We start from the raw sequence: 25,795 nt of genomic DNA on the forward strand, positions 1-25,795 counted from the left end.
TTTCCCGGGGGTGATGGGCATGACCTGCTTCTATCTTCCAGTCATGCCGGCCCCAGCAACAGAGCTCGAAACCTCCCGGTGGCCGGAGCCCAATGCGCGTGTGGCAGCCGAAGCATCGAACTTCGGCGCCCTCACGCGCATCGGCAATTCCCTGGCTTGTTCAGTCAGGCTTATTCAGACCGATCAGAATTTGAAGCCGACGGTGCCCCCGTAGGTTACCGGCTCACCAACCGGAATGTAGGTGCTGGCGCTCGGACGGTAGTGCGTCTTGACCGTGATGTTGGTCAGATTGTTGCCCCAGGCGCGGACGTAGTAATGATTTGTCGGATCCGTCCACGTGACCGAAGCATTGACCAGGGCATAGGCGGCCTGACGCGCGCGCTCCTTGCTTGCAAAGCTGACATAGGGCGTACCGGCGAGGAGCGCCGTATTATCCGGCGTATAGCTGGGATTAGCCGTGTGCTTGGCGACGTAGTTCGGATCGCCGCCCCAGACCGAAGGGTCCGTCACGACATAGCTGGTCGTATATTTGAGGTTTGCGGCAAAGCGCAGACCGCCATCCTTGTTGGGTATGTTGAAGTCGAAACCGACGAATCCCGAGAAGTCGGGAGCCCGCGGCATCTGGAGGCCCGACAGGTCCTGCGCCACGCTTGCGACATTAATGAAGGTCTTGAGGGGATTGCTGTTGGTGTTGAAGCCAACCTGGTTGGGATTAACTCCGGTCCCGGTATAAATGAAACCGTCGCCATAGCGCGCGTGCAGCCAGGTCCCGCCCATTCTGATCTTGAAATTATCAGTTATATCGTAGTCGAAATTGGCTTCCGCGCCGTAGATCTTCGCCTTTGGCGCGTTCTGCAATGTCACGACGGTCAGGGCGCCGATGAAGGTCACCGAGCTTACCTGGAGGTTCTTGTAGTCGTAATAGAATCCGGACAGGTCGTAGTGGAAACGGCCGCCTCCGGATTTCAGGCCGATTTCATAGGCATTGATCGTTTCCTGCTTGGCATCGCGCCAGAGAGCGGGATTGTCGTTGGGCAAGGTCGAGTTCCACTCTCCGCCGCGGAAGCCTTGCGAGTAGCTGGCATAGATATTTGTGTGCGGAGCGATCTCGTAGCGGATCGAGGCGCGCGGCGTGAACTTGTTGTAGGTCGAACTGCGCGCAGTGGTAGCGATGGTATAGGGCGTCGAGGTGATGCCGCCTATGGGAACGATCGCGCCTCCCACGAGACAGCCGCCGGTGGTGGTGCAGTAATTGTCTTTAACCGCCGACACGTCCTGCGTCTCACTGCTGTAACGTCCGCCCAAGTTGATGCTGAGCTTGTCGGTCGCGTGAAAGGTGACGTCGGCAAAGACCGCCCAGGCCTTCTTCGTGCGGAAGAATCCCGAGTGCGATGACTTGCGGTAGTCGGACAACGGGACAATCGTCGTCGCGGGATCGGGGTAAGTGAACGGCGCGTAGCTCGCCGGTCCGAGATAGACCACGTTGTCACGCCCGGGCTGATAGTCCGTTTTGATGTTGTAGTAGTTTCCGCCAACGATGAGGTCGACGTTCTTTATCGCGTTGATGTTGTAGTCGACGGATTCCTGCCAGGTCCGATCCCGCACGACAGAATCGATGTAGAGATCGGGGACATAGTTACCGTTGGAATCGTAAATGGTCTCGTTGTTGCCGGCTGTGTAACCGGTGATCGAACGCAGCGTTCCGATACCGGTATCGAGACTGAGGTTTAGGTAGCCCTCGTGCTGCTTGAAATCGAGGACGATGGCATCGCCCGCGACCTCGCCGAGGCCTCTCGGCCGCGTATTGCGACCGGGCACGGTGTAGCTGTTGGCCACGTTCTCGATCGGCGTGAAAAATACGCCGCGAGGATCATTGGCGCGCGTGAAGTTGTAGCCGGCGGTCGCGGTGAAGCTGTCAGTGAGCTCGGCCTTGACCTTGGCACGAACCGATTCCTGCTCCAGTCCCAGCGTGCGCCCGTCGAACTGGCCCGGTGTCGTGCGGCTGGCCTTCTTGTAGTAGCCGTCGGTCTTGCGGAACGTGCCCGCCAGGCTGACGCCAATACGATCGCTCAGCGGACCGGCGACATAGCCTCGCGCACGCTTGTCGTCGAAGCGGCCGTAGCCTGCCTCGATATTGCCTGCCCAATCGCGGCCCGGGTCGATCGTATCGATGAGGATCGCACCGCCGGTCGCGTTGCGTCCGTAGAGCGTGCCCTGCGGCCCCTTGAGGATCTGGATGCTCTGGACGTTTGGCAGATCCATGTTGAGGATCTGAGGCGTGGTCTGATAGAGACCGTCCACGAACAGCGCGACGTTGTTCTCGTACGCGCCGGCGTTCGTCGTAGTGACGCCGCGGATCGCGGGCTGCGGATAAGAACCGCTGTTGTTGACCTGAAAACCCGTCGTGACATTCGCAAGGTCGCGGACAGAATTAACGCCGACACTGCTCAGCGTTTCCTGCGGGATGACTGCCACGGACATAGGCACATCCTCGAGCGCTTCGGAGCGGCGCTGCGCGGTAACGATGATCGTGTTGCTATCCACGCTGGCGTCCGCCGAAGCCTGCGCAAAAGCAGGATTGGCCGCGAAGCACAAGGCAAGCCCCGTTCCGGCGAGCAGGGCCCAGCCGCGGGTTCGATTGCTAATTTGATATGTCATATTACCCTCCCATTTATTTATGTGCTTCAAGCGGTTGCCGGTCGCTTCCCGGCCACTTCAAACGCCGCCTTGCAAACCCTCATTTGCTCGCGAATGCCCCCCGGCCCGAAGACCAAAAGACGTGATCGAAGACGCCAACGCGGCAATCGCCACCATTCCCCGCGCGTGCAGCAGCCTCTCGGAGCGGTCTATTACAACCTTCACATTATTGCAATCGCTCACGTGCATTCCATAAATCGCCATTCATCGCTGGCTTGACCCGTACGCACAGACAGGTTCGACGAAAGAATTCGCCGGCGCTTCATCGCCTCGAGTGATGGCGCACCTGCCCGGTGCAGACCTCCCGGCGATGCCCGCCGCCAACAGGCAAACGCCCGTGATTGATTTGGCTGATGAAAGCGTCTCAAGCCTCGGGCGCGGTCTTGATCCGCCGGGCTGGAAGGCCTTGGCGCCGCGCCTAGCCGCGGAGCTTGCGCTGCCTGATCCGTTCCGGCGCATTCGGCTGCCCCGTGTGTGCCGTCACCCCGCCATCGGCAGCCAGGATCGCGCCGGTCACGTAGGACGCGTCATCCGACGCAAGAAAGGCTGCCACTGCCGCCATTTCCTCAGGCCGTCCCGATCGTCCCAGAGGCACGCGGTCGAGCCAGAAAGCACGATCGATCGGGTCGGCGACTGCGGGCGCCGCCATTTCGGTTTCGATGAGACCGGGGCACAGCGCATTCACCCGGATCCCGTCGCGCGCGCAATCGAGCGCCAACGAGCGGGTGTAGTTGATGACAGCTCCTTTCGAAGCATTGTAGGCCCCCATGGCGAAGTCGCCGAGCAGTCCGGAAATCGAGGCGACATTGATGATCGCCCCGCCGCCGCCGTCGCGCATTACCGGAATTGCGGCCTTGCAGGTCAGGAAGATGGCTCGCGTATTGATCGCAAACACCCTTTCCCAGACCTCTTCTTCCAAGTCCGGAGTTTCGCCGAGCGACCCGATGCCCGCATTATTGATCAGAATGTCGAGCCGCCCCCATTTCTCGCGGGCCGCGGAGACGACCGCTGCGACATCGGCCGAATTGGTCACGTCGGTCGTCAGGAAGGCGATATGCTCTCCAGTCTGGTCAGGCGCGTTCACATCCGCGACCATCACTTTAGCGCCCTCTGACACCAGCCGGGCGACCATGGCGGCACCGATACCGCGCGAGCCGCCCGTCACGATCGCGACCTTGCCTTCGAACCTTGCCATCTGCGCTCTCCCTTCGGCCGCCGACCGAAGGTCGCCGCTTCACTGCATAGCCCCGGGAGCGCGCTAAATGGAATAGGCTTCGTGCATTCCTTTCATGCTCGCCCCCCTCAGCGAAAGCGAGTGCCTCAGCCAAGATGCGCTTGCCGGGCGGCGACACCTATTCTTCGATTGATGGGGAGGCCGCCAGCAAGAAGTTTGAACGCGGCAGCAGGGCCAAACCAATGGCAATAGCCACCATGTGCGTGCGGTTGCGCGCCCGTAGCTTCAACCGCATCGTGTCGAGATGGCTTTCGACGGTGCGCGGCGCGATCTTGAACCTTTGCGCCACTTCTTTCGCTGAACTCCCAAGTGCGATCAGCTCCAGAATCTGCAGCTCGCGGCTCGTCAAAGGCGGACACGATTCGATCGAGCTCAAAGGCTGCCCCGCTGAATGGCTATGGATCGATGCAGCGGGCCCCTTCCCTCTCCATCTTCGGTAACGCTGTTTGACTGCCAGGTCGCTCGGCGATCGGGTAGAGACCGCTCGTTCCCGCCTGGAACGGGAGCTTACCAGGATCGACATCGGTGAAGCTGGCAGGTGCCCGCCAGCCTCACCGATGCGAGAGAGACGCGTTACTTCGCCGGACGCAAAGTGGCAGCGACCTGCGTGAAACGCGCGGCCACTGGCGCCGCCGAATCCTTAGCCACCTTCACGATCGCCTCGCGGTTCTTCGACGAGAACTTCAGAAGCTCGCGGACATTTCGCGTCAGGATCTGCGTGTTGAACGCCAAAAGTCCAGCGGGTGAGCGCAGCGCCGAAAGCTCCTTGGCATCGGCTTTCAATATTCCGAACGCCGCGCGCCCATCGGCTACGCAGCCCGTCGCGAGTTCGGCAAGGCCGCCGCCGAGGATCTTGCCCGATTGGGCGATCGCCGCGGCATTGCCTTTCGTGAGCGCCGCGACCTGTCCCAGCGAGCCGACGGTCTTTTCAAAAGTACCTTCGACTGCCTTCTCGACCTTTGTCGTTACTTTCTTCTTGGCAGCCGGCTGCGCCGGCGGATCGATAATGTCGCCGAGGCGATGGGCCGGAGCGGTGGCAGCTGCTGGCTTGGCCTTTGTAGCGCGGCTCTTTGCCAGCGTCTTCGTCCGGGAAAGCGGGCTCGGCTTCGCAGTTTTGGCGGGAACCTCCGCTACCCCTGATTTAACCTTCTTCTGAGCCGTGCGAGGCGCAGGAGATTTGGCGGTCCCGGCCTTTTGCCTGGGCAGCTTCACGGACGCGGCAGCCGCGCTCTTCCGCGCTACTGCCTGTGCCTTTGCAGTGGACACATCGGTCGACGCGCCCGAAGGCGCTTTTTCAGCAGTCGCGCCAGGAACGGGCGAGACGTCCTTGCCCGCAACTTTCTCGCTGACGGGCTCCGGCGAACCGGCGGCCGCAACGCCCTCCTGGACCAGCGCATCGCTCGCGGGAGCGACTTCATCCAATGATTTGGCCGAATTGAAATTCATTTCACTGCGTTCGGTCATCTCGATCTCCTAAGCCGGCTGATTCGCCGATGTATGCTGCACTGCACAAAACATCGAGCGGCGGCGCAGTCAACAAAATGCTGCATTGCAACATGAAACCTTTAATATGCAGCGCGCTGGTCATCGAAGGCATGGCCCGCAACCGCGAGAGCGATAAAACGCTCATGGTCTCGAAGAAGATCTGATATCAGATAATTCTTCCAAGTCGTTTATATTGATGGCTTTTATGCGACCGATAGCTGGGGATTCTGAGGATGGCCGATTGCGGCAGGCCGCAGCAATTGCCTGTTGCGTTGCCGGTTTCTTACCTGAAATGTGAGCCGTTATCGACCGGCATTCCGTATTCTTGCGCACTCGCACGAAGATTGATTTGAGCGCGGATCGCAGATCCCTAATGCCCGATCATCCCGCAGCCACTGATTTGAGACCCACTCGGACGTGTTTGGGGCATAGATCAAGGAAGCAGGATTCACCTGCGAGGCCGATACCGATCCGACCGGCGACGTCAGAGCTGCTTGGTCTGCCGTGCGAGCGGAGCATTGTCTTCCAGTTCGATGGAAGCGCTGAGGTCCACGAGGAAGGTTTGCGAACTCGGCATTCCGGCGCCGGCCGTAGCCAGACGTGAACGCAGCTCGCTCGTCGGCTTGAAGCCTACCTTCTCGAGAACGTGGGCCGAAGATCCATCGCCGGGAATGTGGCTGGCGATGATCCGGGTATGACCCAAGGTGCGGGCCATGCTCAGCACGGCGCTGATCGCCTCGGTCGCATAGCCATGGCCGTGATGCGCCTTGATGATCCAGTACCCTAGCCCGACCTCGTCGCCATCGGGTCCAAGTCCGATCCCGCCGATCAGTTCGCCGCCGTTGATCCTGGGCAAGGTTATGAAGAAGTGCGGCAGGCGCTTGTCGCTCGGCCGCTCGATGAATCGCTGGGCGTCTTCTGCGGTCAGGGGCCACGGAAGGCCGCTCGCATTGGCCGCAAGGGGCGCCTCATTGATGAGGGTAAGCATTTCCTGCCGATCTTCCGGCCAACATGGTCTGAGGAACAGTCGCGCAGTACGAATGAACATTGTGCCAGCCCTCACCAGTCCGACCTGTGTGCAATAGAGCACGCGCCTGAGACTTCGACTGTTTCGTCCGGCGCTGCAAAACCGGCATAGCTCTAAAGACTTAAAGTCTGACAGGCGCCCTCTATAATGCCAGCAATTGAGCGCACGTAAAGCGCGGTATCAGCCCTCAAGACGAATTTGTCGCCGCCGCCTAACGGCGCGTGGGACTTCAAACGGCAGATGGCGCCGAACTCGGCTCATCCCGACCGCTTTGCGACCTTGGACTGGCGGCGCGCCCGCGGTTTTTCGGCAAGCTCGATCCATACCGGAGCATGGTCGCTCGTCTTTTCCCATCCGCGAACATGGGCGTCGACTTCTGCCGCGACCAAACGGCCTGCAAGCGTGGGGCTCAGCAAAAGGTGATCGATCCTGAGGCCTGCATTCCGGGCATAGGCGTTCCGGAAATAGTCCCAGAACGTGTAGATCGCCTCCCCTGGATGCAGCTCGCGCAGCGCATCGGTCCACCCCTGGTCCAGCAGGCGAAAATAGGCGGCTTTAACCTCGGGCGCGAAGAGCGCGTCGTCCTGCCAGCGTTCGGGTTTGTAGACGTCTAGATCGGTCGGCATGACATTGAAGTCGCCAGCGAGCATGACCGGAAGGCCGGTCTCGATCAGGCCTGCAGCGTGATCGATCAGACGTTCGAACCAGCGCAGCTTGTAGTCGAACTTTGGCCCGGGACGCGGATTGCCATTGGGAAGATAAAGGCCGCCGATGATAATGCCGCCGACGGCGGCCTCGATATAGCGGCTGTGGGTGTCGGCAGCGTCGCCTGGAAGCCCCCGCCGGGTTTCGTGAATCTGGCCGATGCGGCTCAGGATCGCGACTCCGTTCCAGCTCTTCTGACCGTGCCAGATAACGTCGTAGCCAAGGGCCCGGATCGCTCCTTGCGGAAACTTGTCGTCGGGGGCCTTGAGCTCCTGCAGGCACACGACCTCGGGCTGCTCCTCCTCGAGCCAGCGCAGCAGCACCGGGAGGCGCCCATTCACGCCGTTCACGTTGTAGGTCGCTATCTTCATGACCTGCGGTGATGAAACGAGGCATTCGCCATACGGGCAGAAGAGTTTGCGGCAGGACTCGTTCCAGCGCGAATTGGACTCGGTTTGGCTCTGGCGTGCGAGCTTGCGCGCTCCTGCACGAAACCCGACCCAGGAAGGTGCGTTTGGCCATGCATCTGCCAAGGAGAAAAGACTGTGTCGGACAACAAGACGCTTCGCGCTCCGCAGGACGCTTCCCGCATTTCCCTCAGCGAAGATTACGAGGTCGACTACTGGACCGGGAAGTTCGGCGTGAGCCGCGACAAACTTGCGGATGCGGTGAAGGCCGTCGGCAACGGTGCGAAAGCGGTAGAGCGGTATCTCAAGGGCTAATCTTCGTTCCCATTTTGTTCAAAATCCGCTAGCACCATGTCCATGGTGGATTCGGCGCCCCGCAAGATCATCCACGTGGACATGGACGCGTTCTTCGCGTCGGTGGAGCAGCGCGATGATCCTAAGCTCCGCGGACGCCCAGTGGCTGTGGGGTACGGTGCCGCGCGCGGGGTGGTTGCCGCTGCAAGCTACGAGGCTCGCAGGTTTGGCGTGCGATCGGCCCTGCCGTCGGTGACAGCGATGAAGCGCTGCCCCGAGCTCATTTTCGTTCCGCCGCGCTTCGAGGTCTACAAAGCGGTGTCGCGCCAGATCCACGGCATCTTTGCCGACTATACCGATCTCATCCAGCCGCTCTCACTCGACGAAGCTTACCTCGACGTCACCGACAACCGGCGCGATCTTCCGACGGCGTGGCTCACGGCGAGGGAAATCCGAGCGCGGATTTTGGAGGAGACCGGTCTCACGGCTTCGGCCGGCATCTCGTACAACAAGTTCCTGGCAAAGCTCGCCTCGGACCAGCGCAAGCCCAACGGCCAGTTCGCCGTGACACCCGACATGGGCGAGGCGTGGACCCAGGGCCTCCCGGTCTCGCGCTTCCATGGTGTCGGTCCCGTCACTGCGGCCAAAATGCAACGCCTTGGCATCGAGACGGGAGCTGATCTTCGCGCAAAATCGATGGACTTTCTCCAGCAGCATTTCGGCAGCTCGGCCGCCTGGTATTACGAGATCGCACGCGGTATCGACGACCGGCGCGTCAATCCCGACCGGGATCGCAAGTCATCTGGCTCGGAGACGACTTTCGAGCGCGACCTGACGGCAAGCCCGGAAATCGAGAGCGGCGTGCTGGGTCAGGCCGACGAGGTTTGGGCCTGGTGCGAGAAGGCCCAGGCTTTCGGGCGGACGGTCACGGTCAAGGTCAAGTTCGCCGACTTCCAGATCATCACGCGCAGCAAGTCGCTCCCCCAGGTCGTGAGCACCCATGCCGATCTTCGCGGTGCAAGCCTCGCGCTCATTCGGCAGGTCCTCCCTGCCCAGAAGGGTGTTCGGCTCGTCGGCGTCACAGTGTCCAACTTCGAAAAGGCTGCGGCGATCATAGAGCCCGCCCTTCCCCTGTTCGGACAAGCACCCAAACAAGGCGCTGCCGCCTGATGGGACGCCGGGCAGGCAGCGCCGACCTTCCGCTCCATGGCGGCCGCGTGCCGGCTTGGCTCGGACAGCGCATGACCAAGCTTGGCGCGGTCATTACAGAGGCCATCGTCCTGGAATACGGGCGGGACGAGTTCCTGCGCCGCCTTTCCCACCCGTTCTGGTTCCAGTCCTTCGGCGCTGTCATGGGCATGGACTGGCATTCCTCTGGCATTACGACGAGCGTCATCGGGGCGCTCAAGCGCGGTCTCGCACCACTATCCGGAGAGCTTGGTCTTCACGTTTGCGGCGGGCGCGGAAGGCACAGCCGCAAGACGCCTGCGGAGCTCATGGCTGTCGCGGACCGCACCGGCATCGATGGAACGGGCCTCGCGCAAGCGAGCCGGCTCGTCGCCAAAGTCGACAGCGCAGCCGTCCAGGATGGTTTCGATCTCTATCTGCACGGTTTCATCGTCGCCGACGACGGCCGCTGGGTCGTTGTCCAGCAGGGCATGAACGGCGAGCGCAGGCAGGCGCGGCGCTATCACTGGTCGAGTGAAGGCCTCGAGAACTTCATCGATGCGCCCCATGCCGCGATCGACGGCAGGAACCAGGGCGAGATCGTCAATCTGGCCGACCGCCGTGCCGCGTCTTCGCGCGACCGCCAACTCCAACTACTCGCCGATATCGGACCTGGCGGCATTGTGCGCGAGCTCGACCGTCTCGATCCCAGGCGAGCGCCCGACCAGGCTATGCTTCCCCATCTCGTGATGCCAGATCACCACGACGTCCGCCCCGAGAACGTAGTGATGCGCCGCCTGCACGGCGCGCTGGCGGCCGCGGCCGACCGAGGCCCCGAGGATTTCGCCGAGCTCCTGCTCGTACCCGGTGTCGGCGCTCGCACGGTCCGGGCCCTGGCAATGGTTGCCGAAGTCGTTCACGGCACACCGTGCCGCTTTAGCGATCCGGCGCGCTTCTCACTGGCGCATGGCGGCAAGGACCGGCACCCCTACCCTGTGCCGACAAGGGTCTACGACCACACGATTGCCGTCATGAAGTCTGCGGTGGTGAAAGCTAAGCTTGGCCAGGGCGAGGAGCTCGCGGCCCTGAAGCGGCTCGACGAACAGGCCCGGCGGCTCGAGGCTTCCGCCACGGGACCTTCGCTTCCCGACCTCATTGCCGAGGAAATGGCCTATTCGCAGAGCTATGGCGGGCGCAGCGTGTTCGGGTGGGAGCCTGCGCAAAATTACGAGCCAGACGCGGATACCCTGGGGTCCGAAGGAAAGTCGGCCCATGTGCCGGCCCGCGTCCCGCTCTAGAGGCTGCAGAAGCTGACTATTTCAGCGGTGATGCGCTCTGGATGCTCGAGATGGAGCCAGTGAGTGCCGTTAGCGATGACCGCGAGCGATCCCTGGCCGCATCTTGCCAGGCTCGCCTCCATCAGAGCCCGCCCAAGAAAGCGGTCCTTGTCGCCCCAGATGATCTGCACGGACGGCCGGATCGGCTGTGCAGTCGCGCGCTCCCACGGCCGGCGAAGCGCGCGGTAGTAGGCGAGCATACACGACAGAGCCCCTGGCCGAGCCCAGGCTTCGACATAGGGCCCGAGCGTCCGCGACGAGAACGTGCCCTTGAGCGCACTGCGGCGCAGCGCCGCTTTCAGCCTCGCGAATTGAAATGCGCCCAGGACTTTCTCGGGAAGCCACGGAAGCTGAAAGATCCCATGGCGAGGGTGGATAGCGGCTGACACTCTGGCAGAGTTCGGTTGCTGACCCCTAACTCCGTGGAGGCAACCATGCTTGCAGCAGATCGACCCCATGCGCCCGCCGCTATCCGTATAGATCTTGGCGCGATCTTCGTTTCGATGGAACTGTCTAAATCAACGTGGCTGATCACGTCTTTGTCGCCGGGCGCCGGCGAGCGGATGTCGAAGCACGTTGTGCGCGCCGGCGATGTTGCCGGGTTATTGGAGCGCTTCGCCCAGCTTCGTGCGAAGGCGCAGGCGCGAACCGGACAGGAGTTCGGCTTCATTGTCATCCAGGAGGCCGGTCTCGATGGTTTCTGGATCCACCGGGTCCTGGAAAGCGAAGGTATCGAGAGCCATGTCGTTGACCCGGCGTCGATCGCGACATCCCGCCGACGCCGACGCGCGAAGACGGACAAGATCGATGGCGAAGCGTTGGTCCGTGCCTTGCTCGCCTACAAGCGAGGCGAACCACGCGTCTGCGCGATGGTCAGGCCACCCAGCGTCGAGGAGGAAGATCGGCGTCGCATCTGCCGCGAGCGCCAGGTGCTGATCATCGAGCGCACCCAGCATATCAACCGGATCAAAGGTTTGCTCTTCACCCAAGGCATCACCGGATATGAGCCGCTCCGTCGGGATCGCAGAGGTCGCCTCTCAGACCTCAGAACAGGCGATGGACGCGTTCTCGCGGCTCATGTCAGGTCGCAGATTGATCGAGAACTCGATCGTCTCGAGCTGATCATCGAACAGATCAAAGCCGTCGAGGACGAACGCGCTTTGCTCATCGCTGCACAGGCGGACAATACGCCCGCGGCGATGCTCCTCAACCTTAAAGGTATCGGACCCGAGTTCGCGACAATCCTTTATTCTGAGGGGCTGTTTCGCCATTTTGATAATCGGCGTCAGCTGGCAGCCTATGCTGGACTGGCACCCACGCCCTGGCAAAGCGGTTCGATCAGACACGAGCAGGGCGTCTCCAAGGCTGGCAACGCCAGGCTTCGAACGACCATGGTGGAGCTGTCATGGCTCTGGGTCCGCTATCAGCCGGACTCTGCACTGGCGCGCTGGTTCCAGGAGCGCGTGCAACACAACGGTGGTCGGCACAAAAAGCCGGCAATCGTCGCGCTTGCTCGCAAGCTCCTGATCGCCCTGTGGAAGTATGCGACCGCTGGCGTGGTCATCGAAGGAGCCATTATGAAGGCAGCTTGACCCGGCACCTTCCACCCATCCCCGGAGCCCGATCAGCTTCGTGGATCCAGGAGGCGAACCGAAACGGCTGTTGGCTTCAAAAGCCGCCTGAAAGACTGGTCTCGCCCTCCTGAGCCCGTGCCCGCCGCAAGCGGGATAATGGTGCAGCCGTTCCGGACGGCGACCGCATGTGAGCTGGATATGGGTCGATCCGTCGATCCGCGTCATGCAACGGGCAAAGCCTGGATCCGATCGCCAAGGAGACGACCAATGCTGTCACCAAGTTAAACCTTGACCGACGTCCTCGTCATGTGAGAAGCCGATGTACCAGCTGCGCAGGAGCTGCACCGGGCTTCTGAAAATCTGCTCGATCCAGGCCTCGGGATGCGGTCCGCTGATCAGCACGGCTTTCCTGACACGTTCGGGATGGCGGGCCGCTACGCACCAGCCGATCACCGCACCCCAGTCGTGCCCGGCGAGATGGAAGCTTTGCGAGCCCAGCGCGGCGGCAAGACGGACGATGTCTTGCGCCAGGACCTCGAGCCCATAGGCCGAGGGCTCCTGCGGTGCGCAGCTCAGATTGTAGCCGCGCAGATCGGGCACAACGACATGGAAGCCGGCCGCAGCGAGCGGCGTGATCTGGTGACGCCATGCCCACCAGAATTCCGGAAATCCGTGCAGCAGCACGAGCATGGGATCGCCGACGCGGCCGGCTTCGACCACGTGAAGCCTGGCATCGCCAACCTCGCACCATTGCTCGCGCCAACCGGGCTCCAACAAGGCAGCGTCGTCTGAGGTCATTTAGGCTCCGAGCCGTCCTGGTTGCCTGCGTTCCGCGCGGCGGCTTGTGATCGAACCTGGCGAACGATGCCGTTGTAGGCGGCGTGCAGGCCTTGGCTACGGCCGATTTCATGATCGGAACCGGCCGCTTCCCAGAAGGCGACGAGCCAATCGTCCGGGCATCGGCCGCGCAGCACCCATAGCGCGAGCGCAACACCGCGCGTCTGCACCAGTTCCCTCGCGGCAGCTGCCTCGCGCAGCACATTGAGCGCGCGCTCGATCGTTCCCGCCACGCGCGCGTGGGCTTCAGTGGAAGTCATGGCTGCGAATACGCACGATTTCCTCGGCTTCGGCTGCCGTCCCAAACGGAGGCGAGGAAAGCGTTCGGCCGCGCGGCGGCCAGGCCGGATCGCGCGGGTCCGGGCCGCCGCCATTGCGAGCGCCGTCGCCTCGGCCTGGCTGAATCGCAAAGTCCATGCGCGCGACGGAGCGCAGCATCTCGTCGTGATCCATTATGCGGTCGGCGATGATATGGATCACCTCGCCTTCCTTCTGTAGCCGCCCCCGGATCGCGATCATCGATGCCGACATCACCTGGCGGCGATAGATCTCGAACTTGTTTGGCCAAAGTATTCCTTGCGCAACGCCCGTCTCGTCTTCGATTGTGACGAACAGCACGCCTTTTGCCGAACCTGGTCGCTGACGCACGAGGATGACACCGGCAACCTCGACGTTGCGGCCGTCACGCACATTCGCAAGATCGGCGCAGCGAACGATGCGCATGGAATCGAGTTCGTCGCGCAGGAACGCGACCGGGTGACCGCGCAGCGATAGTTGCAGCGAGCGGTAGTCCTCGACGACCTCACGCCCCGCAGTGAGCGGCCGCAGCGCCACCGATGGCTCGGCGCCTTCCGGACTGAACTTCGCCTCGCGCTCGTCGGCCGCGGCGAACAGCGGCAGCGGGGCTTCGCCCAGCCCCTTGACCTTCCAGAGTCCCTGGCGCCGATCGTGTGCAAGCACATGGAAAGCATCGGCTTCGGCCAGGCGCTCGATCGCCGCGCGCGGCACGCCGGCGCGGCGCCAGACTTCCTCGACGCTTTCGAAGGAAGCCTCGCCCCGCGCCGAGACGATGGCCGCGCCGTGGAGATTGGCGAGCCCCCTCACCTGCCGAAAACCCAGGCGCACGGCCATGCGATTGCCGCTCGGCTCCAAGGTGCAGTCCCAGCGGCTATGGTTGATCGATACGGGCCGCACTTCGACGCCGTGGGCGCGCGCATCGCGCACGATCTGCGCGGGCGCATAGAATCCCATGGGCTGAGCGTTGAGCAGCGCCGCGCAGAAGACGTCGGGATGGTGGTGCTTCATCCAGCAGCTGGCGTAGGCGATCTTGGCGAATGAAGCCGCGTGGCTCTCGGGAAAGCCGTAGGAACCGAACCCCTCGATCTGCTTGAAGGTACGCTCCGCGAAGTCCTTGGGGTAGCCGCGCTCGACCATGCCGCCCACGAGCTTGTCGTAGAAGTGACTGACGCCTCCGGTAAGCTTGAAGGTCGCCATCGCGCGGCGAAGCTGGTCGGCTTCTACAGGCGTGAACCCAGCGCCGACGATCGCGACCTTCATCGCCTGTTCCTGGAAGAGGGGCACGCCCAGCGTCTTTTCGAGCACGGCGCGCAGCTCGGGCCGCGGATACTCGGGCTTTTCCTTGCCCTCGCGCCGCCGGAGATAGGGATGGACCATGTCGCCCTGGATCGGGCCGGGTCGGACGATCGCGACCTCGATGACGAGATCGTAGAATTCTTTCGGCTTCATGCGCGGCAGCATCGACATCTGCGCGCGGCTTTCGATCTGGAAGACGCCGAGCGTGTCGGCCTTCTGGATCATGGCATAGACGGCAGGGTCGTCGTCCTGCAGGTCCGCCATCGTGATCCGGATCCCCTTCTCCTGTTCGAGCAGATTGAAAGCACGGTTCATGCAGCCGAGCATGCCAAGCCCGAGCACGTCGACCTTCATGAACTTCAAGGCATCGATGTCGTCCTTATCCCATTCGATGATCTGGCGGTCGGCCATGCGTGCGGGCTCGATCGGCACAAGATCGTCGAGCCGCGCCTCGGTGAGGACGAAGCCGCCCGGATGCTGCGAGAGGTGCCGCGGCGTGTCGATGAGCTGCTGGGCAAGATCGAGCGTCAGGCGCAGGCGGTGATCCTCGGCATTCAGATTGAGCGCTTCAATCTGCTCGTCGGGAATACCGTCGACCGACCAGCCCCAGACGAGCCCGGTCAGCATTTTCGTCAAATCGCGCGGCAGGCCCAAGGCCTTGCCGACTTCGGCGACGGCGCCGCGCGTCCGGTAGCGCGTGACGACCGCGGTCAGCGCCGAGCGGTCGCGGCCATAGGTCTCGTAGATCCACTGGATGATTTCCTCGCGCCGCTCATGCTCGAAATCGACGTCGATATCGGGCGGCTCCTTGCGCTCGCCCGAGACGAAGCGCTCGAAGAGCAGCTCGTGCTTGATCGGATCGATCGAGGTGATCCCGAGCATGAAGCAGACGCATGAGTTCGCGGCCGAGCCCCGCCCCTGGCACAGGATCCCCCGGCGCCGGCTTTCTGCGACGATGGCATTGACCGTCAGAAAATAGGGCGCGTAGCCGAGCTGGTCGATGAGCCTGAGCTCATGGTCGATCTGCTTGCGGTAGACCGCAGGCATGGCTCCGCCAAACATCCGCGATGCCGCTTCCTCTGTCAGCGCCGCGAGGGGCTTCCTGGGCCGTGCGGCCGGCGATCACCTGCTCGTAGGGGTACTGGTACTGGATCTCCCCGAGATCGAAGCGACACGCCTGCGCGATGTCGGCGCTCGCGGCAATCGCATCGGGAAAGGCGGCAAATCGGCGCTCCATCTCCTCAGGCGACTTCAGATTGCGGTCCAGGAAGCGCTCGCGCCGGAAGCCGAGCGCATCGATCGTCACCTTCTCGCGGATCGCGGTCACGACGTCCTGCAGCGGCCGGCGCTCGGCGGCATGGTAGAGCACGTCTCCGGTCGCAACGCTGCGAATGCCCACCTTGCGCGCGAGCGCGTCAAGATCGTAGAGCCTCGCAAAATCTTCAGGCCGGCGGCGCAGCGACAGCGCAAGGTGGCCGCGCGGCCCGAACAGATCGGCGAGGTCACGCATATGCGCCTCGATAGCGGCGCCCGGCATATCGGGCAAAAGAATGGCGATCAGTCCATCGGCATGGGCCGCCACATCGCTCCATTCGAGGATGCAGCGTCCTTTGCCGCCGCGCGCCTTGCCGAGGGACAAAAGCCGCGTCAGGCGCGACCAGGCGGCGCGGGTCATCGGATAGAGCAGCAGAGCGCGGCCATCGACGAGGTCCACTCGCGCACCGGCAATCATGCGAACGCCGGTGGCCTTCTGACCGTCCCAGCCGCGCACTACGCCTGCGACGCTACCCCAGTCGACAAGACCCAGCGTCTCATGGCCGAGCAGTTTGGCCGCCGCGAACAGCTCTTCGGGCGAGGAAGCGCCGCGCAGGAACGAGAAATGGCTCGTCACCTGAAGCTCGACGTAGGTCGCTCTGGGGGTCGCCATCAGCCGAACACCCCGTGCATGTACCAGGTGAGATCGCCGGTCGGCGCATCGACACCGTCGCCGCGGCGGAACAGCCAGAAGCGCTCGCCCCCTTCCGCCTCGACGCGAAAATAGTCACGCACCGCCCACATCTCGCGGGCACTGCGCCACCACTCGCCGTGGACGCGCTCGGGGCCATCGCCGGCGACGACCTGGTAGGGCTTGCCCCGCCAGGCGAAGCGCCGCGGCGGATGATCGGGCAGTAGCGCGATCACGCCCGAGAGAAGCTCGGGCCGGCGCAGCAGCCGGGCTGGCCGTTTCCAGCACGGCCAACCGGTCGGCTTCGCCATCACATCGACCCGCTCGACGGCGCGCTCGGGAACGTCGCTCTCGACCGCGCTCACGCGGAACAGTGCGTCCTCACCGATGCGGCCGGCGATCTGGTCGGCGAGCGCGGCGACATCGGCCGCCCCGCGATGTTCACCAAAATGCGCCCCCAGCGCGACTGGCTCAAGCGCCTCCACCCTTGGGGCGACGAGCTGCATCTCCTCGATCCCGAGGCCCGGCTCGATGCGCTCGATACGCATTGCCAGCATGCGCGCGAGATGGGCTGCCTCGCGCGTCGCCTTGGCCGTGCCGAAACCGATGCGCTGCTCGTCGCTGTCGACCCGCCGGCAGGTAAGCGTCAGCGCGCGGGCGCCTAACCCTCGCGCCTGGAGCTGAGCCACGAGGTCAAGGACGAGATCCCGGATTACCTGGAGGATCGCTTCAGCGGTCACGATCGGCTCGAGCAGGCGCCGCTGGGAAGTCGGGGTGTCGAAGGGAACCACAGGTACGATCGGCTCGGCCACGATTCCGCGCGCCTGATCGAGACGTTCGACGGCGGCCAGACCCAGCCGCCGCGCAAGCGGCCCGCGCGGTACCGGGTAAAGATCGCCGACGCGCTCGAAGCCGAACCGCGCCGCCGAGGTCAGAGCTCCAGGTGCCAGGCGCAGCGCCGCGATCGGCAGATCGGCAATCGCCGCAGTCTCCGTTCTCGCGGGTAGAACCGTAATCGGCGCCCCAGAATAGCGCGCCAGGGCGTGGGCCGCGCCTGGCGAGCCCGCGATGGCCATCGAGGCGGTGAAGCCAAGACGCTGCAGAAAGCGAAGCAGCCGCTGGCAGAAGCGCGCCTCACCGCCGAACAAATGCGCGGCGCCTGAGAGATCGAGCCAGAGGCCGTCGGCACCCGAGATGCTTGCGATCGGCGTCCAGTGATGGACGGCATGAAGCGCCAGCCGGTCGAGGAATGCGTGGTCCGCTTCGGGCTCTGCGTCGCGCACGACCAGGTCGGCGACGAGTGCCCGCGCGTGTGCCGCAGCCATCCCCGGCCGCAGCCCCAGCATGAGCGCTTGCCCGCAAGCCGCGACGACCGTGTCCCGCTGGCCGGAACGCTCGATCAATATCTTCGGGCGCGCCCATCCCGCCTGGACGGGCACGCGCGCATGACCTCCTCTGCCCGGCGCGCCGTCGTCGGCCCGCATCGCCTTGAAGGGATGGTCGGCGCCTTCGCTGCGCCGTCCCATCTCGCGCATGGTGGGGCGCTGGTGGGCCGGCAGCGCGTCGATCCTGGCCTGGGTTGCCGAGCTTCGTGAAGCATCGCCCCGTGCCCAGCGCGCGCCCGGGCGCCAACCACCGCCGCGCGGTACCGAGCAGGCACCTGGGTCATCGTCGATCGCAGGTAAGATGACGGCAGGCTGCGCGCTGCCGGGCCGGGGCAATTGCGGCTCAGGCGGCGAAGCTGGCCGTTCCGGCCTGAACAGGCGCTCGATGGCCAGTTGCGGCAGGTAGAGCGAGGCGACCCGTGTCATCGCATGCTTCCAGCTCGAGGGAGAAAGGATTGCCATTGCGCTGGCGGACAAGCTCGACCGACCAATGGCCTCGGCCGACACCGGGCAAGGTAAGCCTTGCCGAAGGAAGACAGCCGATCCGCCAGCGGGTCATTGCGGCCGATGGTTGCCCGAGCGGGCACTTCTCCTTCGAGCGGTGGCGCCGGTAGAGCAATATCGGCGTACCGCTGTCCGAGGCTGCAAGCTGAAGGCGCCGCGTGGCTGTCCGGTCGGCACCTTTGACCTCGGCGACCACACAGGCCAGCGACCCATCGCGCAACGCATCTTCGGCGACCGCCAGCACCTCGCTGTCCTTGCGGGCCTGCGCGTAGAGAAGCTTGCCTGGCCCCAGCCCCACCTGCTCGAGAGCCGGTGCATAGAGATCGAACTTGGTCAGGGCCCAAAGCACGGTGAGGTGGTGTTTTCCGGCAAAGCGCGCGGCGATACCGGCGATGAAAAGGGTTGCGGCCGCATCGTCGGTCAGTGTCGCCGTCGCAGCCGCCACTTCGTGCAGGGCTGCGCCATCGAGACCGCCTCCGTCCAGGCGGCTATCGAGTTCGGAAAGTCCGAAGGAGAGCGCCGGCCCCCGCGCGAGGTGCGAGGTGCTGATCTGGGCGCGCAGCGCAGCTACGTCGGCGGATCCTGTCCGCGGTAGCTCGGATCGAAGGGGTGTCATATGTCATCGACTCGTTTGTTCCCATTATGTTCCATTGAGTCGAGAGATTCGTCAAGCGCGCTACTCGGGGTCAGACATCGAGGCTGATCTGCTGGGGGGCATTTCCCGGTGGTGGCCAGACCTGTGTGGGGATCAGGCTCCCTGCAGGTAGATGCCGCAAGACCTCGCCCGCTGGCACCGAAGGATCGAGCCAGTCGGCCCAGAGGTCGCGCGTGAGCGGAATGATCTGGCGGTCGTGATAGGGTGCGATGTCGGGTCCGGCGTCCATGGTGAGCAGGGAAAAGGCCTCGCCGACCCCTTCGTGCTCGCGCCAGACACCGGCCATGCAGAACCAGTCGTGGTCTTTCAGCGTGAAGAGCCACTTGTCGAGGCGCTTCTGCTTCGGGATCACCGGATCTGTGGTCTCGTAGAAACCGTCGCAGACGATGAGGCAGCGATGCGATGCGAACTCGCGCCCGTCGGAGCGAAAATTGAAAACGGGCTTCCCCCTTGGGCCCGGCCAGCTCCACCTTCGGTTGACCAGCTCTCCTGCGCCGCGCTCTCCAGCAATGCCCTTCACGATCGGCGCGACATCGGTGATCATGATGTCTTCGCGCGCAGCCACGTTGGGCTTGCCTTCGGGCAGCTTGATCTTGATCTGCAGGTCATCGAAGTCCTCGGCGATCGAGGCGATGTCGACGAGCAGGCGGTAGTCGTTACACATCGCGCTAGCCTCTCACGAACCTTGTCATGTAATCAAGTTCCCATTATGTTCTCATCATGGACTCGCGACCAACCCCGTTCGACTCCGACGCTCCGCTGGGTGAGCAGCGCGCTATCATCCGGCGCAATCCCGACGATCTCACGGAAGTGGAGATGATCGAGGCGACCTGGGGTTCCAATCCCCAGTTCGCCGATGGCCTGACCTATCGGTTCGTGCGCTCGGAGGGAAAGAGCTTCCCCATCAACCGCTGCCTGATGCCGGCATCCGAATTTCACATGCGAGTGAGCGGCAAGCGCTACCGGGTCTCGCTCGACAGCGGAAATTTCTTCTATCTTGCGGGGATCTGGGAGCCGGCGGCAGGCGACTGGCCGATCTCGTTCCGGATCATCACGGTCTATGCCAATTCCGATGTCGTCGATTACCAGGAGCGCCACGGCGCGATCATCCATCGCCGCCAGGTCATGCAGTGGCTCGATGAGACGGTCCGCGAATTAGACCTGCTGACGACGCCGCCGGCGAGAACCTTTGTTGTCGAGGAAATAGGCAAGCGCGGGCGAAAGGAACGACGGCAGGGCCAACTCGCGCTTTGATGTCACGTCTGCCAAGTGACGGAGCAACGGTGGGACCTACTTGTGAAGCAATCGCCGACGATAGCGATAAGATTAACGTTCCCAAGGTTTGTGTGGCTGGCTGGCTGATCCACTAAAATGAGGCGGCCTGCGGCCGCCTCATAGCATTTCTCAAAACGCATATTCGGCGCGGACGCCGTAAGTGCGAGGCGGGGCGTAACTGGCGAGGTCAGAGAGATTGGAAGCCAGCACCTGCGAGTAGACCGCCTTGTCTGTGAGGTTCTTGCCCCAGACGACAAAACGAGCGCCGCCGAGACTCGATGGCGCAAAAGATACCTCGGCGTCTATCGTCGCATATTTCCCCCTGACGAATGCGGTTGCTGAGTTCCATACCAAACCCGCTATTGTAATAGAGCGAAGCGAAGGCCGTGAATCTGCCGTCGCTCGTCTCGACCGCATAATTCGCGCCAAAGTTTCCGCTGAACTTAGGCGCGCGCAGCAGGCGTCCGCCGCTCAGGTCCTGTGTGACTGAGAGATTGCCCGTGTTGGTAACATTCGGCACATAGATTTGCGCATTCGGGAACCTTCGATATTTCGCGTCCAAGATGGCCGCGCCCCCGGTCAGGCTGAATTCGGGCGTGACATCGAGCGTGAAGTCGAAATCGGCGCCCTTGACCTGCGCTGAAGCCGCGTTTTGGGTGAGGTAGGTTCCGCCCGCGGCGCAGGTTGGGCAATAGCTGACTGCCTGCAAATTCTTGTAGTCGTAATAGAACGCGGAAAGGTTCACTCGCAGACTGTCGAAGATTTTGCCTTTGATGCCCGCTTCCCACGCATCGATCGTCTCGGGCTTGACCAGTTGCTGCGCCGCCGGCGCCGTGGCGTTGAGGACGCCGCTTTTGAATCCTCTACCCCAGCTTGCGTAGACGTTGACATCGTCGGTTACGGCATAGCGCGCAGTCACGCGCGGCGTGAACTTGCGGAAGTGGACGGCACCGCCGGGATACTCGACAATAGGTCCACCAGACGGGCCCGAGAAGCTACGCTGCTTTTCATCGGTATAACGCCCTCCGGCGGTTACGGTAATGGCATCTGATGCTTTTACCGTGACTTCAGCATAGAGAGCGTAAATCTCTTTCTTCACCTGGCTGTAAGTATTGCTGAGATTGAGGCTAATCTTAGCAGCTGGGGGAAGGTTCGGCAGAAAAAATCTCAGATATGTTGCCAACAAACGTCTCTTGTCCTTTGAGATAGAATATACCCGCCAGGAAACTGACCGGCCCGGTACCACCCGAAGCGAAACTCGTGTCATGCACGAAGTATTCGCCCTTAAGTGGCTCGGCACGCGCCTCAAGAATTCGCGGTGAGGCGGCGTCGACGTCGGCAAGATAATTGATCTTATTTTTGAAATAGCCGGACGAGCTAGTCAAAGTGCCGCCCGCGATGTCAAACTCTCCGCGCAGGCTGCCGCCATAGCTGCGGATCTTGGTGAACACGCCAGGCTCTGAGGAAAACTGGTCCACACGCACGGTCCGCGGAGAGGCAGGAACCGGAATGCCTGCGAAGAAGGGACTGAGGCCTGCGAGGTTCGGCGCGAAGGCAATCGAGTTGCCATTTATCGCGAAGCCCGCGTAGTTGGCGGAGTCCTTACGATCAGAATAGAAGCCGGATAGAATTATGCGGGCACTGTCGGAAGGTTCAAGCAGCAGCTTGCCGCGGACCACGGTGGATTTAAGCCCGTAGTCACGCTGGTTCGTCAGGACATGGCGGCGGAAGCCATCGCGTTCCTGGTAAGCGCCGGCGAGGCTGAGTGCTACACCGCTTGCCAATGGGCCGCTGACGAAGCCCCGAAGCTGGACATCGTTGTAATTGCCATAACTGGCGCTGAACTTGCCGGTCGGCGTGAAGCTCGGCGACTTACTGCTAATGAGAATGGCGCCGCCAGTTGCGTTCTGCCCATAGAGTGCGCCTTGCGGGCCTTTAAGCACTTCGATCTGCTCCACGTCGGGAAGATCGATAAGCGTTGCAATCTGCTGCGGCTGGTAGATGCCGTCGATATAGGTGGCAACGTTGGAGTTCTCGCCAATGTTCGCGCCAGTCGATGTGATGCCGCGGATCGCCGGTTGTAGGAAGCCACCGTAGAACGACATAGTGACGCCGGGCGTAACGCGCGCGAGGTCAGTAGTGTTGGTGACACCCGATTTTTCGAGCATGTCGGAAGACAGCGCGGTGATCGCCATTGGGACATCTTGCAGGCGCTCGGAACGTCGCTGCGCAGTAACGACGATATCACCCGTGGTCGAGGCTCCATGTTCGTCGATCGCCTGAGCCCGGGCGTTCGGCGCCAACAGAAGTGACGCCAACGCTGATTGCACAATCAGGTTCTTCTTCATACTCGGCTCCCCGTTACCATAAATGTCTATCGCGGACGCCATACCGCCGCTCGCAACTTTTGCAATGCATTGAACGCATTAATTTATGCCGTGACCACTGTGCAACTCGCGGCTTGGCGCCGGGAAAGTCGCGCCCCAGCGCGCGGACGTTCCGCGCCCGTTCTCACACTTGAGAGCAACATTTTGGCATCAAGCGGATTTCCTGATGGGAACAGGGATTGCGATAAACAGGTTGTCACTGGCGCATTGCAGTCAAGTGAGCGCGAACCCATCCCTGCCATCACCAAAAGGTGCCCTTCAGAGCTTCAGGTTGCCAGATGGCGAGTATCGCCACTGCCGGATAAAGTTCTCGATTAGCGTACTTCCGACGGCATTTCGATGTAGCGCCCGCTCGTATCCTGTGATTCGCCTGCCATCGTTGCGGAACTGACTGGGAACACGCTACAGTCGCAACACAGACCGGCGACGACGGATGATCGTATCGCCGTATCGCAGCCCGCCACACTCCTGCGGCGCCGATCCGATCGCCAGGGTTCCGCTTCATCTTGTGGCGACAAAGCCACAGGCTGCGGCGAAATTGCGCCCCGACATTGCATTTCACATGGTGCATTTGATTTACTCGGGCTTTGGGCTAATGCGCCACAGGCCATTGAACGAGCTGCAGCATCGCTGCGGGAAATGTGAGGGGAGAATACCGATGAACAGGCTGCAGATTCGTGAAACCGCGCTGTTGATGAGTTCAGCATGCGCGGCGAGCGCCTTGATGGCAGGAACGGCTTATGCCCAGGGCGCCAATGAATCGACGGGTCTCGAGGATATCGTCGTCACTGCCCAGAAACGCGAGCAGAGCGTGCAGGACGTGCCCATCGCCGTGACCGCGCTGTCTGCGGATACGCTTCAGGCCAATCGCGTCACCAATGTCGGCGATCTGTCCGGCCTGGCTCCGGGCTTTACAGTCCGCCCAGCGGCCGGTGGTTCTGCAATTCCATCGTTTTCGATGCGCGGTGCCGTAAGCTATGGCGTGGTGCCGGGGTCGGATAAGGAAGTCTCCGTCTATCTCGACGGGGTCTATATTTCGTCGCCGCGCGGTTCGATCTTCGACCTTCCGGACGTGCAGCGCATTGAAGTCCTTCGCGGTCCCCAGGGTACTCTGTTTGGCCGCAACGCCACCGCAGGCGCGGTCAGCGTCACTACCCGTGACCCCAGCGGCGAAGTGGGCGTCAAAGCGACGGCCACTTACGGCAACCAGGACGAGTTTCGCTTCGGGATCGGCGTGGACCTTCCTCAGGTCGGCCCTTTCAGCGCCTATCTAAGCTACATACACAACTATCGCCGGGGTGACATCCGCAACGCCAACGCCGGGATGATCTGGAACCGCACCGCCTCGGCCTATGCGCCGATCGCCAAGGTGAACCGCTCGCCCGAGTGGCTTGGAACACGCGATTCCGATACCTTTTTCGGCGCCCTCAAATTCGAGAGCGGTGATTTCACCACGGTCTATAAATATGACCGCACCCAGGACGATGGCACGCCTGAAGGAACCGGAGCCGCGGGCATCGATCCGGCATTTCCGGGCGTAGGCGCGGTCCTCAGGGCCCTTACGACTACACAGCCGTTCCCGGTCTATTTTGCCGCCGACGGCAAGCGCCCCGACATTGTCAACAATGGATGGGCAATCCCCAAGCGTTTGCGTGTCGAGGGCCACAGCCTTACCAGCACCTATCAGGTCAGCGACAGCTTTTCGGTCAAGAACATTGCGGCGTACCGCAAGTCCGAGATCTTCAGCGCTTCAGCACTCGACGGCTTCAGTGCGCTGCCGCTGACGCCGCAGGCGGCTCTCGCCTATGCGCCGATCGTCGCGGCCTCCACCGTCCCGGGTTTCGCAACCCTTCCGGCCGTCAACCAGGGAGCTATCGTCCAGGCGGTTGCCTCCGGCCTCGTCGGACTGCCGTTCGTCGCGCTGGCAACAGCAGCCCAGAGCCGGAGCAAGCAGTGGAGCGACGAGCTTCAGTTCAACTATACGTCCGACTTCCTCACCGCGACCGTGGGGGCAATGTATTTCCACTCGCAAGACTATAGCGCCGAGCATCTTTTCCAGAATACGCCCCAATTCTCGCCCTTTCCGGGTGGGGTAATTCCGCAACGAAGCGCCGGGCGCGGCTCCAACAAGGCTACCTCCTTGGCAGCCTATGCGCAGCTTGAGTTCCACGTAACACCGCAGCTCGATCTGGTACTCGGCGGCCGTGTGACGGATGACAAGAAGTCCGGAACCTTCGACTACGGCACCCCACCGGCGTTGAAGCATACCGCGTTCTCGTACCACAAGACCAAGCCCAACTATCTGGTCGGCGTGAATTACAAGCCGACGGACGACTTGCTGCTCTACGGCAAGTTCTCTACCGCATTCGTGTCCGGCGGCACGGTTTCGGTAATCACCTTCGAGCCGGAAACCGCAACCTCCTTCGAGGCCGGTATCAAGGCCGAAGTGCTCGACAGACGGCTTCGCGCCAATCTCGCCGTCTACCAGGTGACCTACAAGCACGTGCAGTCGGCCCAGTCGGCGACCAACTTCACCTCGCAGATCACCACGCTCACCGGCGATCCGGCTCTGGCGGGATCGCTCGGCACTCTGGTGGTCGATGCCGGCACAATCAAGGCAAAGGGTTTCGAACTTGATCTCACTGCTGCACCCGTCAGAGGACTGACACTAGGTGGCAGCTTGGGCTACACCAACACAAAGTTCTCCGATGTGCCCGCCTTCCTGCTTTCTGCAAACGGCGGCGCCTATCTGCCGTCTCTGCGACCGGACTGGACCGGCAGCCTGTACAGCCAATTCGACACCAAACCTTTTGGCGCAGGCGAGGCATATCTATCTTTCCGCGGCGACGCGATCTACCAGTCGCGGATGTCGCTCTCACAGAACTCGGCGCTGCCTGAGTATTCAACCTTCTTGCGCAACTACGCCTATGTTCCAGCTTACTGGGTCTTCAATGGTCGCGTTGCGGTCAAGGAGATGAACCTGGGCGGAGTGAATACTGAGCTGGCGTTATGGGGACGGAACCTGACTGACCGGAAATATGCTTCCTTCGCGCTCGATCTAAAATTCGCGGGAGGCGCCAACTATATTCCGGCTCGCTCATATGGCGCTGATCTCACGATCAAGTTCTGAGCCTGTCGACTAGCGAACGCAATGCCCGGGCCGTTGGCCCGGGCGCTACGTTCGTCACAACATCGACGTCAGAATGATATTTCACAGTTCAGACGTAGTGCCACATGGCCGAAAACGGCAATGCAAAGCACGACTTCATTTGTTCCGTGAGGTCCAC

General features: G+C 62.4%; 21 protein-coding genes and 1 pseudogene. 7 read left to right on the plus strand and 15 right to left on the minus strand.

Annotated features, from left to right (window positions below):
• Positions 1-183: 183 nt before the first annotated feature.
• The 4 genes from KRR38_RS09000 to KRR38_RS09015 form a co-directional block, all read right to left on the minus strand.
• Positions 184-2,658, minus strand: a complete 2,475-nt coding sequence (locus tag KRR38_RS09000; protein WP_217400701.1) for a TonB-dependent receptor — start codon at positions 2,656-2,658, stop codon at positions 184-186.
• Between the two features lie 457 nt (positions 2,659-3,115).
• Positions 3,116-3,892: an SDR family NAD(P)-dependent oxidoreductase gene (locus KRR38_RS09005; RefSeq protein WP_217400703.1), complete on the minus strand. Its 777-nt coding sequence runs from the start codon at positions 3,890-3,892 to the stop codon at positions 3,116-3,118.
• A gap of 157 nt (positions 3,893-4,049) precedes the next feature.
• The gene (locus KRR38_RS35925; protein ID WP_254514709.1) at positions 4,050-4,307 is read right to left on the minus strand and encodes a response regulator transcription factor; all 258 of its coding nucleotides are present in this window, start codon (positions 4,305-4,307) and stop codon (positions 4,050-4,052) included.
• 197 nt (positions 4,308-4,504) lie between these two features.
• A complete protein-coding gene (locus KRR38_RS09015) occupies positions 4,505-5,395 on the minus strand; it encodes a phasin family protein (protein ID WP_217400707.1) in 891 nt (296 codons plus the stop codon).
• A 29-nt stretch (positions 5,396-5,424) separates the two neighbouring features.
• On the opposite strand from KRR38_RS09015, the gene KRR38_RS09020 reads away from it, so the two are divergent.
• Positions 5,425-5,580 carry a hypothetical protein gene (locus KRR38_RS09020; RefSeq protein WP_217400709.1) on the plus strand — a complete coding sequence of 52 codons (156 nt, stop codon included), beginning with the start codon at positions 5,425-5,427 and terminating at the stop codon, positions 5,578-5,580.
• 320 nt (positions 5,581-5,900) lie between these two features.
• On the opposite strand, the gene KRR38_RS09025 is transcribed toward KRR38_RS09020, so the two are convergent.
• Both KRR38_RS09025 and xth read right to left on the minus strand, forming a co-directional pair.
• Positions 5,901-6,464 carry a GNAT family N-acetyltransferase gene (locus KRR38_RS09025; protein WP_217400711.1) on the minus strand — a complete coding sequence of 188 codons (564 nt, stop codon included), beginning with the start codon at positions 6,462-6,464 and terminating at the stop codon, positions 5,901-5,903.
• A gap of 236 nt (positions 6,465-6,700) precedes the next feature.
• Positions 6,701-7,519 carry an exodeoxyribonuclease III gene (gene xth / locus KRR38_RS09030; RefSeq protein WP_217400713.1) on the minus strand — a complete coding sequence of 273 codons (819 nt, stop codon included), beginning with the start codon at positions 7,517-7,519 and terminating at the stop codon, positions 6,701-6,703.
• Between the two features lie 174 nt (positions 7,520-7,693).
• Here xth and KRR38_RS09035 point away from each other — a divergent pair, with 174 nt between their 5' ends.
• Genes KRR38_RS09035 through KRR38_RS09045 form a run of 3 tightly spaced genes read left to right on the plus strand, consistent with a single transcriptional unit; the run spans position 7,694 to position 10,314 of the window.
• Positions 7,694-7,870 carry a DUF3606 domain-containing protein gene (locus KRR38_RS09035; RefSeq protein WP_217400715.1) on the plus strand — a complete coding sequence of 59 codons (177 nt, stop codon included), beginning with the start codon at positions 7,694-7,696 and terminating at the stop codon, positions 7,868-7,870.
• A 42-nt stretch (positions 7,871-7,912) separates the two neighbouring features.
• Positions 7,913-9,019 carry a DNA polymerase IV gene (gene dinB, locus KRR38_RS09040; protein ID WP_375293415.1) on the plus strand — a complete coding sequence of 369 codons (1,107 nt, stop codon included), beginning with the start codon at positions 7,913-7,915 and terminating at the stop codon, positions 9,017-9,019.
• The gene (locus KRR38_RS09045; RefSeq protein ID WP_217400725.1) at positions 9,019-10,314 is read left to right on the plus strand and encodes a DUF763 domain-containing protein; all 1,296 of its coding nucleotides are present in this window, start codon (positions 9,019-9,021) and stop codon (positions 10,312-10,314) included. Before dinB ends, KRR38_RS09045 begins: the two co-directional genes overlap by 1 nt.
• On the opposite strand, the gene KRR38_RS09050 is transcribed toward KRR38_RS09045, so the two are convergent.
• Positions 10,311-10,811: an alpha/beta fold hydrolase gene (locus tag KRR38_RS09050; protein WP_254514712.1), complete on the minus strand. Its 501-nt coding sequence runs from the start codon at positions 10,809-10,811 to the stop codon at positions 10,311-10,313. The two genes, KRR38_RS09045 and KRR38_RS09050, sit on opposite strands and share 4 nt — an antisense overlap.
• On the opposite strand from KRR38_RS09050, the gene KRR38_RS09055 reads away from it, so the two are divergent.
• Positions 10,788-11,945: an IS110 family transposase gene (locus KRR38_RS09055; RefSeq protein ID WP_217400735.1), complete on the plus strand. Its 1,158-nt coding sequence runs from the start codon at positions 10,788-10,790 to the stop codon at positions 11,943-11,945. The two genes, KRR38_RS09050 and KRR38_RS09055, sit on opposite strands and share 24 nt — an antisense overlap.
• Positions 11,946-12,200: 255 nt before the next feature.
• Here the strand turns inward: KRR38_RS09055 and KRR38_RS09060 are convergent, their stop codons facing one another.
• The 6 genes and pseudogenes from KRR38_RS09060 to KRR38_RS09085 form a co-directional block, all read right to left on the minus strand.
• The gene (locus KRR38_RS09060) at positions 12,201-12,725 is read right to left on the minus strand and encodes an alpha/beta fold hydrolase (protein ID WP_217400737.1); all 525 of its coding nucleotides are present in this window, start codon (positions 12,723-12,725) and stop codon (positions 12,201-12,203) included.
• Complete coding sequence (locus KRR38_RS09065) at positions 12,722-12,997, minus strand: hypothetical protein (RefSeq protein WP_217400739.1); 276 nt, start codon at positions 12,995-12,997, stop codon at positions 12,722-12,724. Before KRR38_RS09065 ends, KRR38_RS09060 begins: the two co-directional genes overlap by 4 nt.
• Before the next feature lie 13 nt (positions 12,998-13,010).
• Positions 13,011-16,284: pseudogene (locus tag KRR38_RS09070) on the minus strand (error-prone DNA polymerase).
• Positions 16,284-18,113 carry a DUF6504 family protein gene (locus KRR38_RS09075; RefSeq protein WP_217400741.1) on the minus strand — a complete coding sequence of 610 codons (1,830 nt, stop codon included), beginning with the start codon at positions 18,111-18,113 and terminating at the stop codon, positions 16,284-16,286. Before KRR38_RS09075 ends, KRR38_RS09070 begins: the two are co-directional and overlap by 1 nt.
• The gene (locus tag KRR38_RS09080) at positions 18,031-18,807 is read right to left on the minus strand and encodes an ImuA family protein (protein WP_217400743.1); all 777 of its coding nucleotides are present in this window, start codon (positions 18,805-18,807) and stop codon (positions 18,031-18,033) included. Before KRR38_RS09080 ends, KRR38_RS09075 begins: the two co-directional genes overlap by 83 nt.
• Before the next feature lie 70 nt (positions 18,808-18,877).
• Complete coding sequence (locus tag KRR38_RS09085) at positions 18,878-19,510, minus strand: SOS response-associated peptidase family protein (RefSeq protein ID WP_217400745.1); 633 nt, start codon at positions 19,508-19,510, stop codon at positions 18,878-18,880.
• 56 nt (positions 19,511-19,566) lie between these two features.
• On the opposite strand from KRR38_RS09085, the gene KRR38_RS09090 reads away from it, so the two are divergent.
• On the plus strand, positions 19,567-20,100 hold the full coding sequence (locus KRR38_RS09090) for an SOS response-associated peptidase family protein (protein ID WP_254514713.1): 534 nt from the start codon (positions 19,567-19,569) through the stop codon (positions 20,098-20,100).
• A gap of 208 nt (positions 20,101-20,308) precedes the next feature.
• Here KRR38_RS09090 and KRR38_RS09095 read toward each other — a convergent pair whose 3' ends face one another.
• Both KRR38_RS09095 and KRR38_RS09100 read right to left on the minus strand, forming a co-directional pair.
• Complete coding sequence (locus KRR38_RS09095; RefSeq protein WP_217400747.1) at positions 20,309-21,304, minus strand: TonB-dependent receptor; 996 nt, start codon at positions 21,302-21,304, stop codon at positions 20,309-20,311.
• Complete coding sequence (locus tag KRR38_RS09100; RefSeq protein WP_217400749.1) at positions 21,255-22,469, minus strand: TonB-dependent receptor; 1,215 nt, start codon at positions 22,467-22,469, stop codon at positions 21,255-21,257. The genes KRR38_RS09095 and KRR38_RS09100 overlap by 50 nt, the downstream gene beginning before the upstream one ends.
• 697 nt (positions 22,470-23,166) lie before the next feature.
• Between KRR38_RS09100 and KRR38_RS09105 the strand changes: the two genes are divergently transcribed.
• Complete coding sequence (locus KRR38_RS09105) at positions 23,167-25,638, plus strand: TonB-dependent receptor (protein WP_217400751.1); 2,472 nt, start codon at positions 23,167-23,169, stop codon at positions 25,636-25,638.
• Positions 25,639-25,795: the final 157 nt, after the last annotated feature.

The organism is Novosphingobium sp. G106, from assembly GCF_019075875.1.
Lineage (GTDB): Bacteria > Pseudomonadota > Alphaproteobacteria > Sphingomonadales > Sphingomonadaceae > Novosphingobium.

Coding starts and splice junctions, on each gene's coding strand:
- KRR38_RS09090 (WP_254514713.1), top strand. CDS start 19,567: ATGGACTCGCGACCAACCCCGTTCGACTCCGACGCTCCGCTGGGTGAG.
- KRR38_RS09075 (WP_217400741.1), bottom strand. CDS start 18,113: ATGACACGGGTCGCCTCGCTCTACCTGCCGCAACTGGCCATCGAGCGC.
- KRR38_RS09085 (WP_217400745.1), bottom strand. CDS start 19,510: ATGTGTAACGACTACCGCCTGCTCGTCGACATCGCCTCGATCGCCGAG.
- KRR38_RS09055 (WP_217400735.1), top strand. CDS start 10,788: ATGCTTGCAGCAGATCGACCCCATGCGCCCGCCGCTATCCGTATAGAT.
- KRR38_RS09015 (WP_217400707.1), bottom strand. CDS start 5,395: ATGACCGAACGCAGTGAAATGAATTTCAATTCGGCCAAATCATTGGAT.
- KRR38_RS09060 (WP_217400737.1), bottom strand. CDS start 12,725: ATGACCTCAGACGACGCTGCCTTGTTGGAGCCCGGTTGGCGCGAGCAA.
- KRR38_RS09000 (WP_217400701.1), bottom strand. CDS start 2,658: ATGACATATCAAATTAGCAATCGAACCCGCGGCTGGGCCCTGCTCGCC.
- KRR38_RS09020 (WP_217400709.1), top strand. CDS start 5,425: ATGTATGCTGCACTGCACAAAACATCGAGCGGCGGCGCAGTCAACAAA.
- KRR38_RS09050 (WP_254514712.1), bottom strand. CDS start 10,811: ATGGGGTCGATCTGCTGCAAGCATGGTTGCCTCCACGGAGTTAGGGGT.
- KRR38_RS09005 (WP_217400703.1), bottom strand. CDS start 3,892: ATGGCAAGGTTCGAAGGCAAGGTCGCGATCGTGACGGGCGGCTCGCGC.
- xth (WP_217400713.1), bottom strand. CDS start 7,519: ATGAAGATAGCGACCTACAACGTGAACGGCGTGAATGGGCGCCTCCCG.
- KRR38_RS09025 (WP_217400711.1), bottom strand. CDS start 6,464: ATGTTCATTCGTACTGCGCGACTGTTCCTCAGACCATGTTGGCCGGAA.
- KRR38_RS09100 (WP_217400749.1), bottom strand. CDS start 22,469: ATGAAGAAGAACCTGATTGTGCAATCAGCGTTGGCGTCACTTCTGTTG.
- KRR38_RS09105 (WP_217400751.1), top strand. CDS start 23,167: ATGAACAGGCTGCAGATTCGTGAAACCGCGCTGTTGATGAGTTCAGCA.
- KRR38_RS09045 (WP_217400725.1), top strand. CDS start 9,019: ATGGGACGCCGGGCAGGCAGCGCCGACCTTCCGCTCCATGGCGGCCGC.
- KRR38_RS09080 (WP_217400743.1), bottom strand. CDS start 18,807: ATGACACCCCTTCGATCCGAGCTACCGCGGACAGGATCCGCCGACGTA.
- dinB (WP_375293415.1), top strand. CDS start 7,913: ATGGTGGATTCGGCGCCCCGCAAGATCATCCACGTGGACATGGACGCG.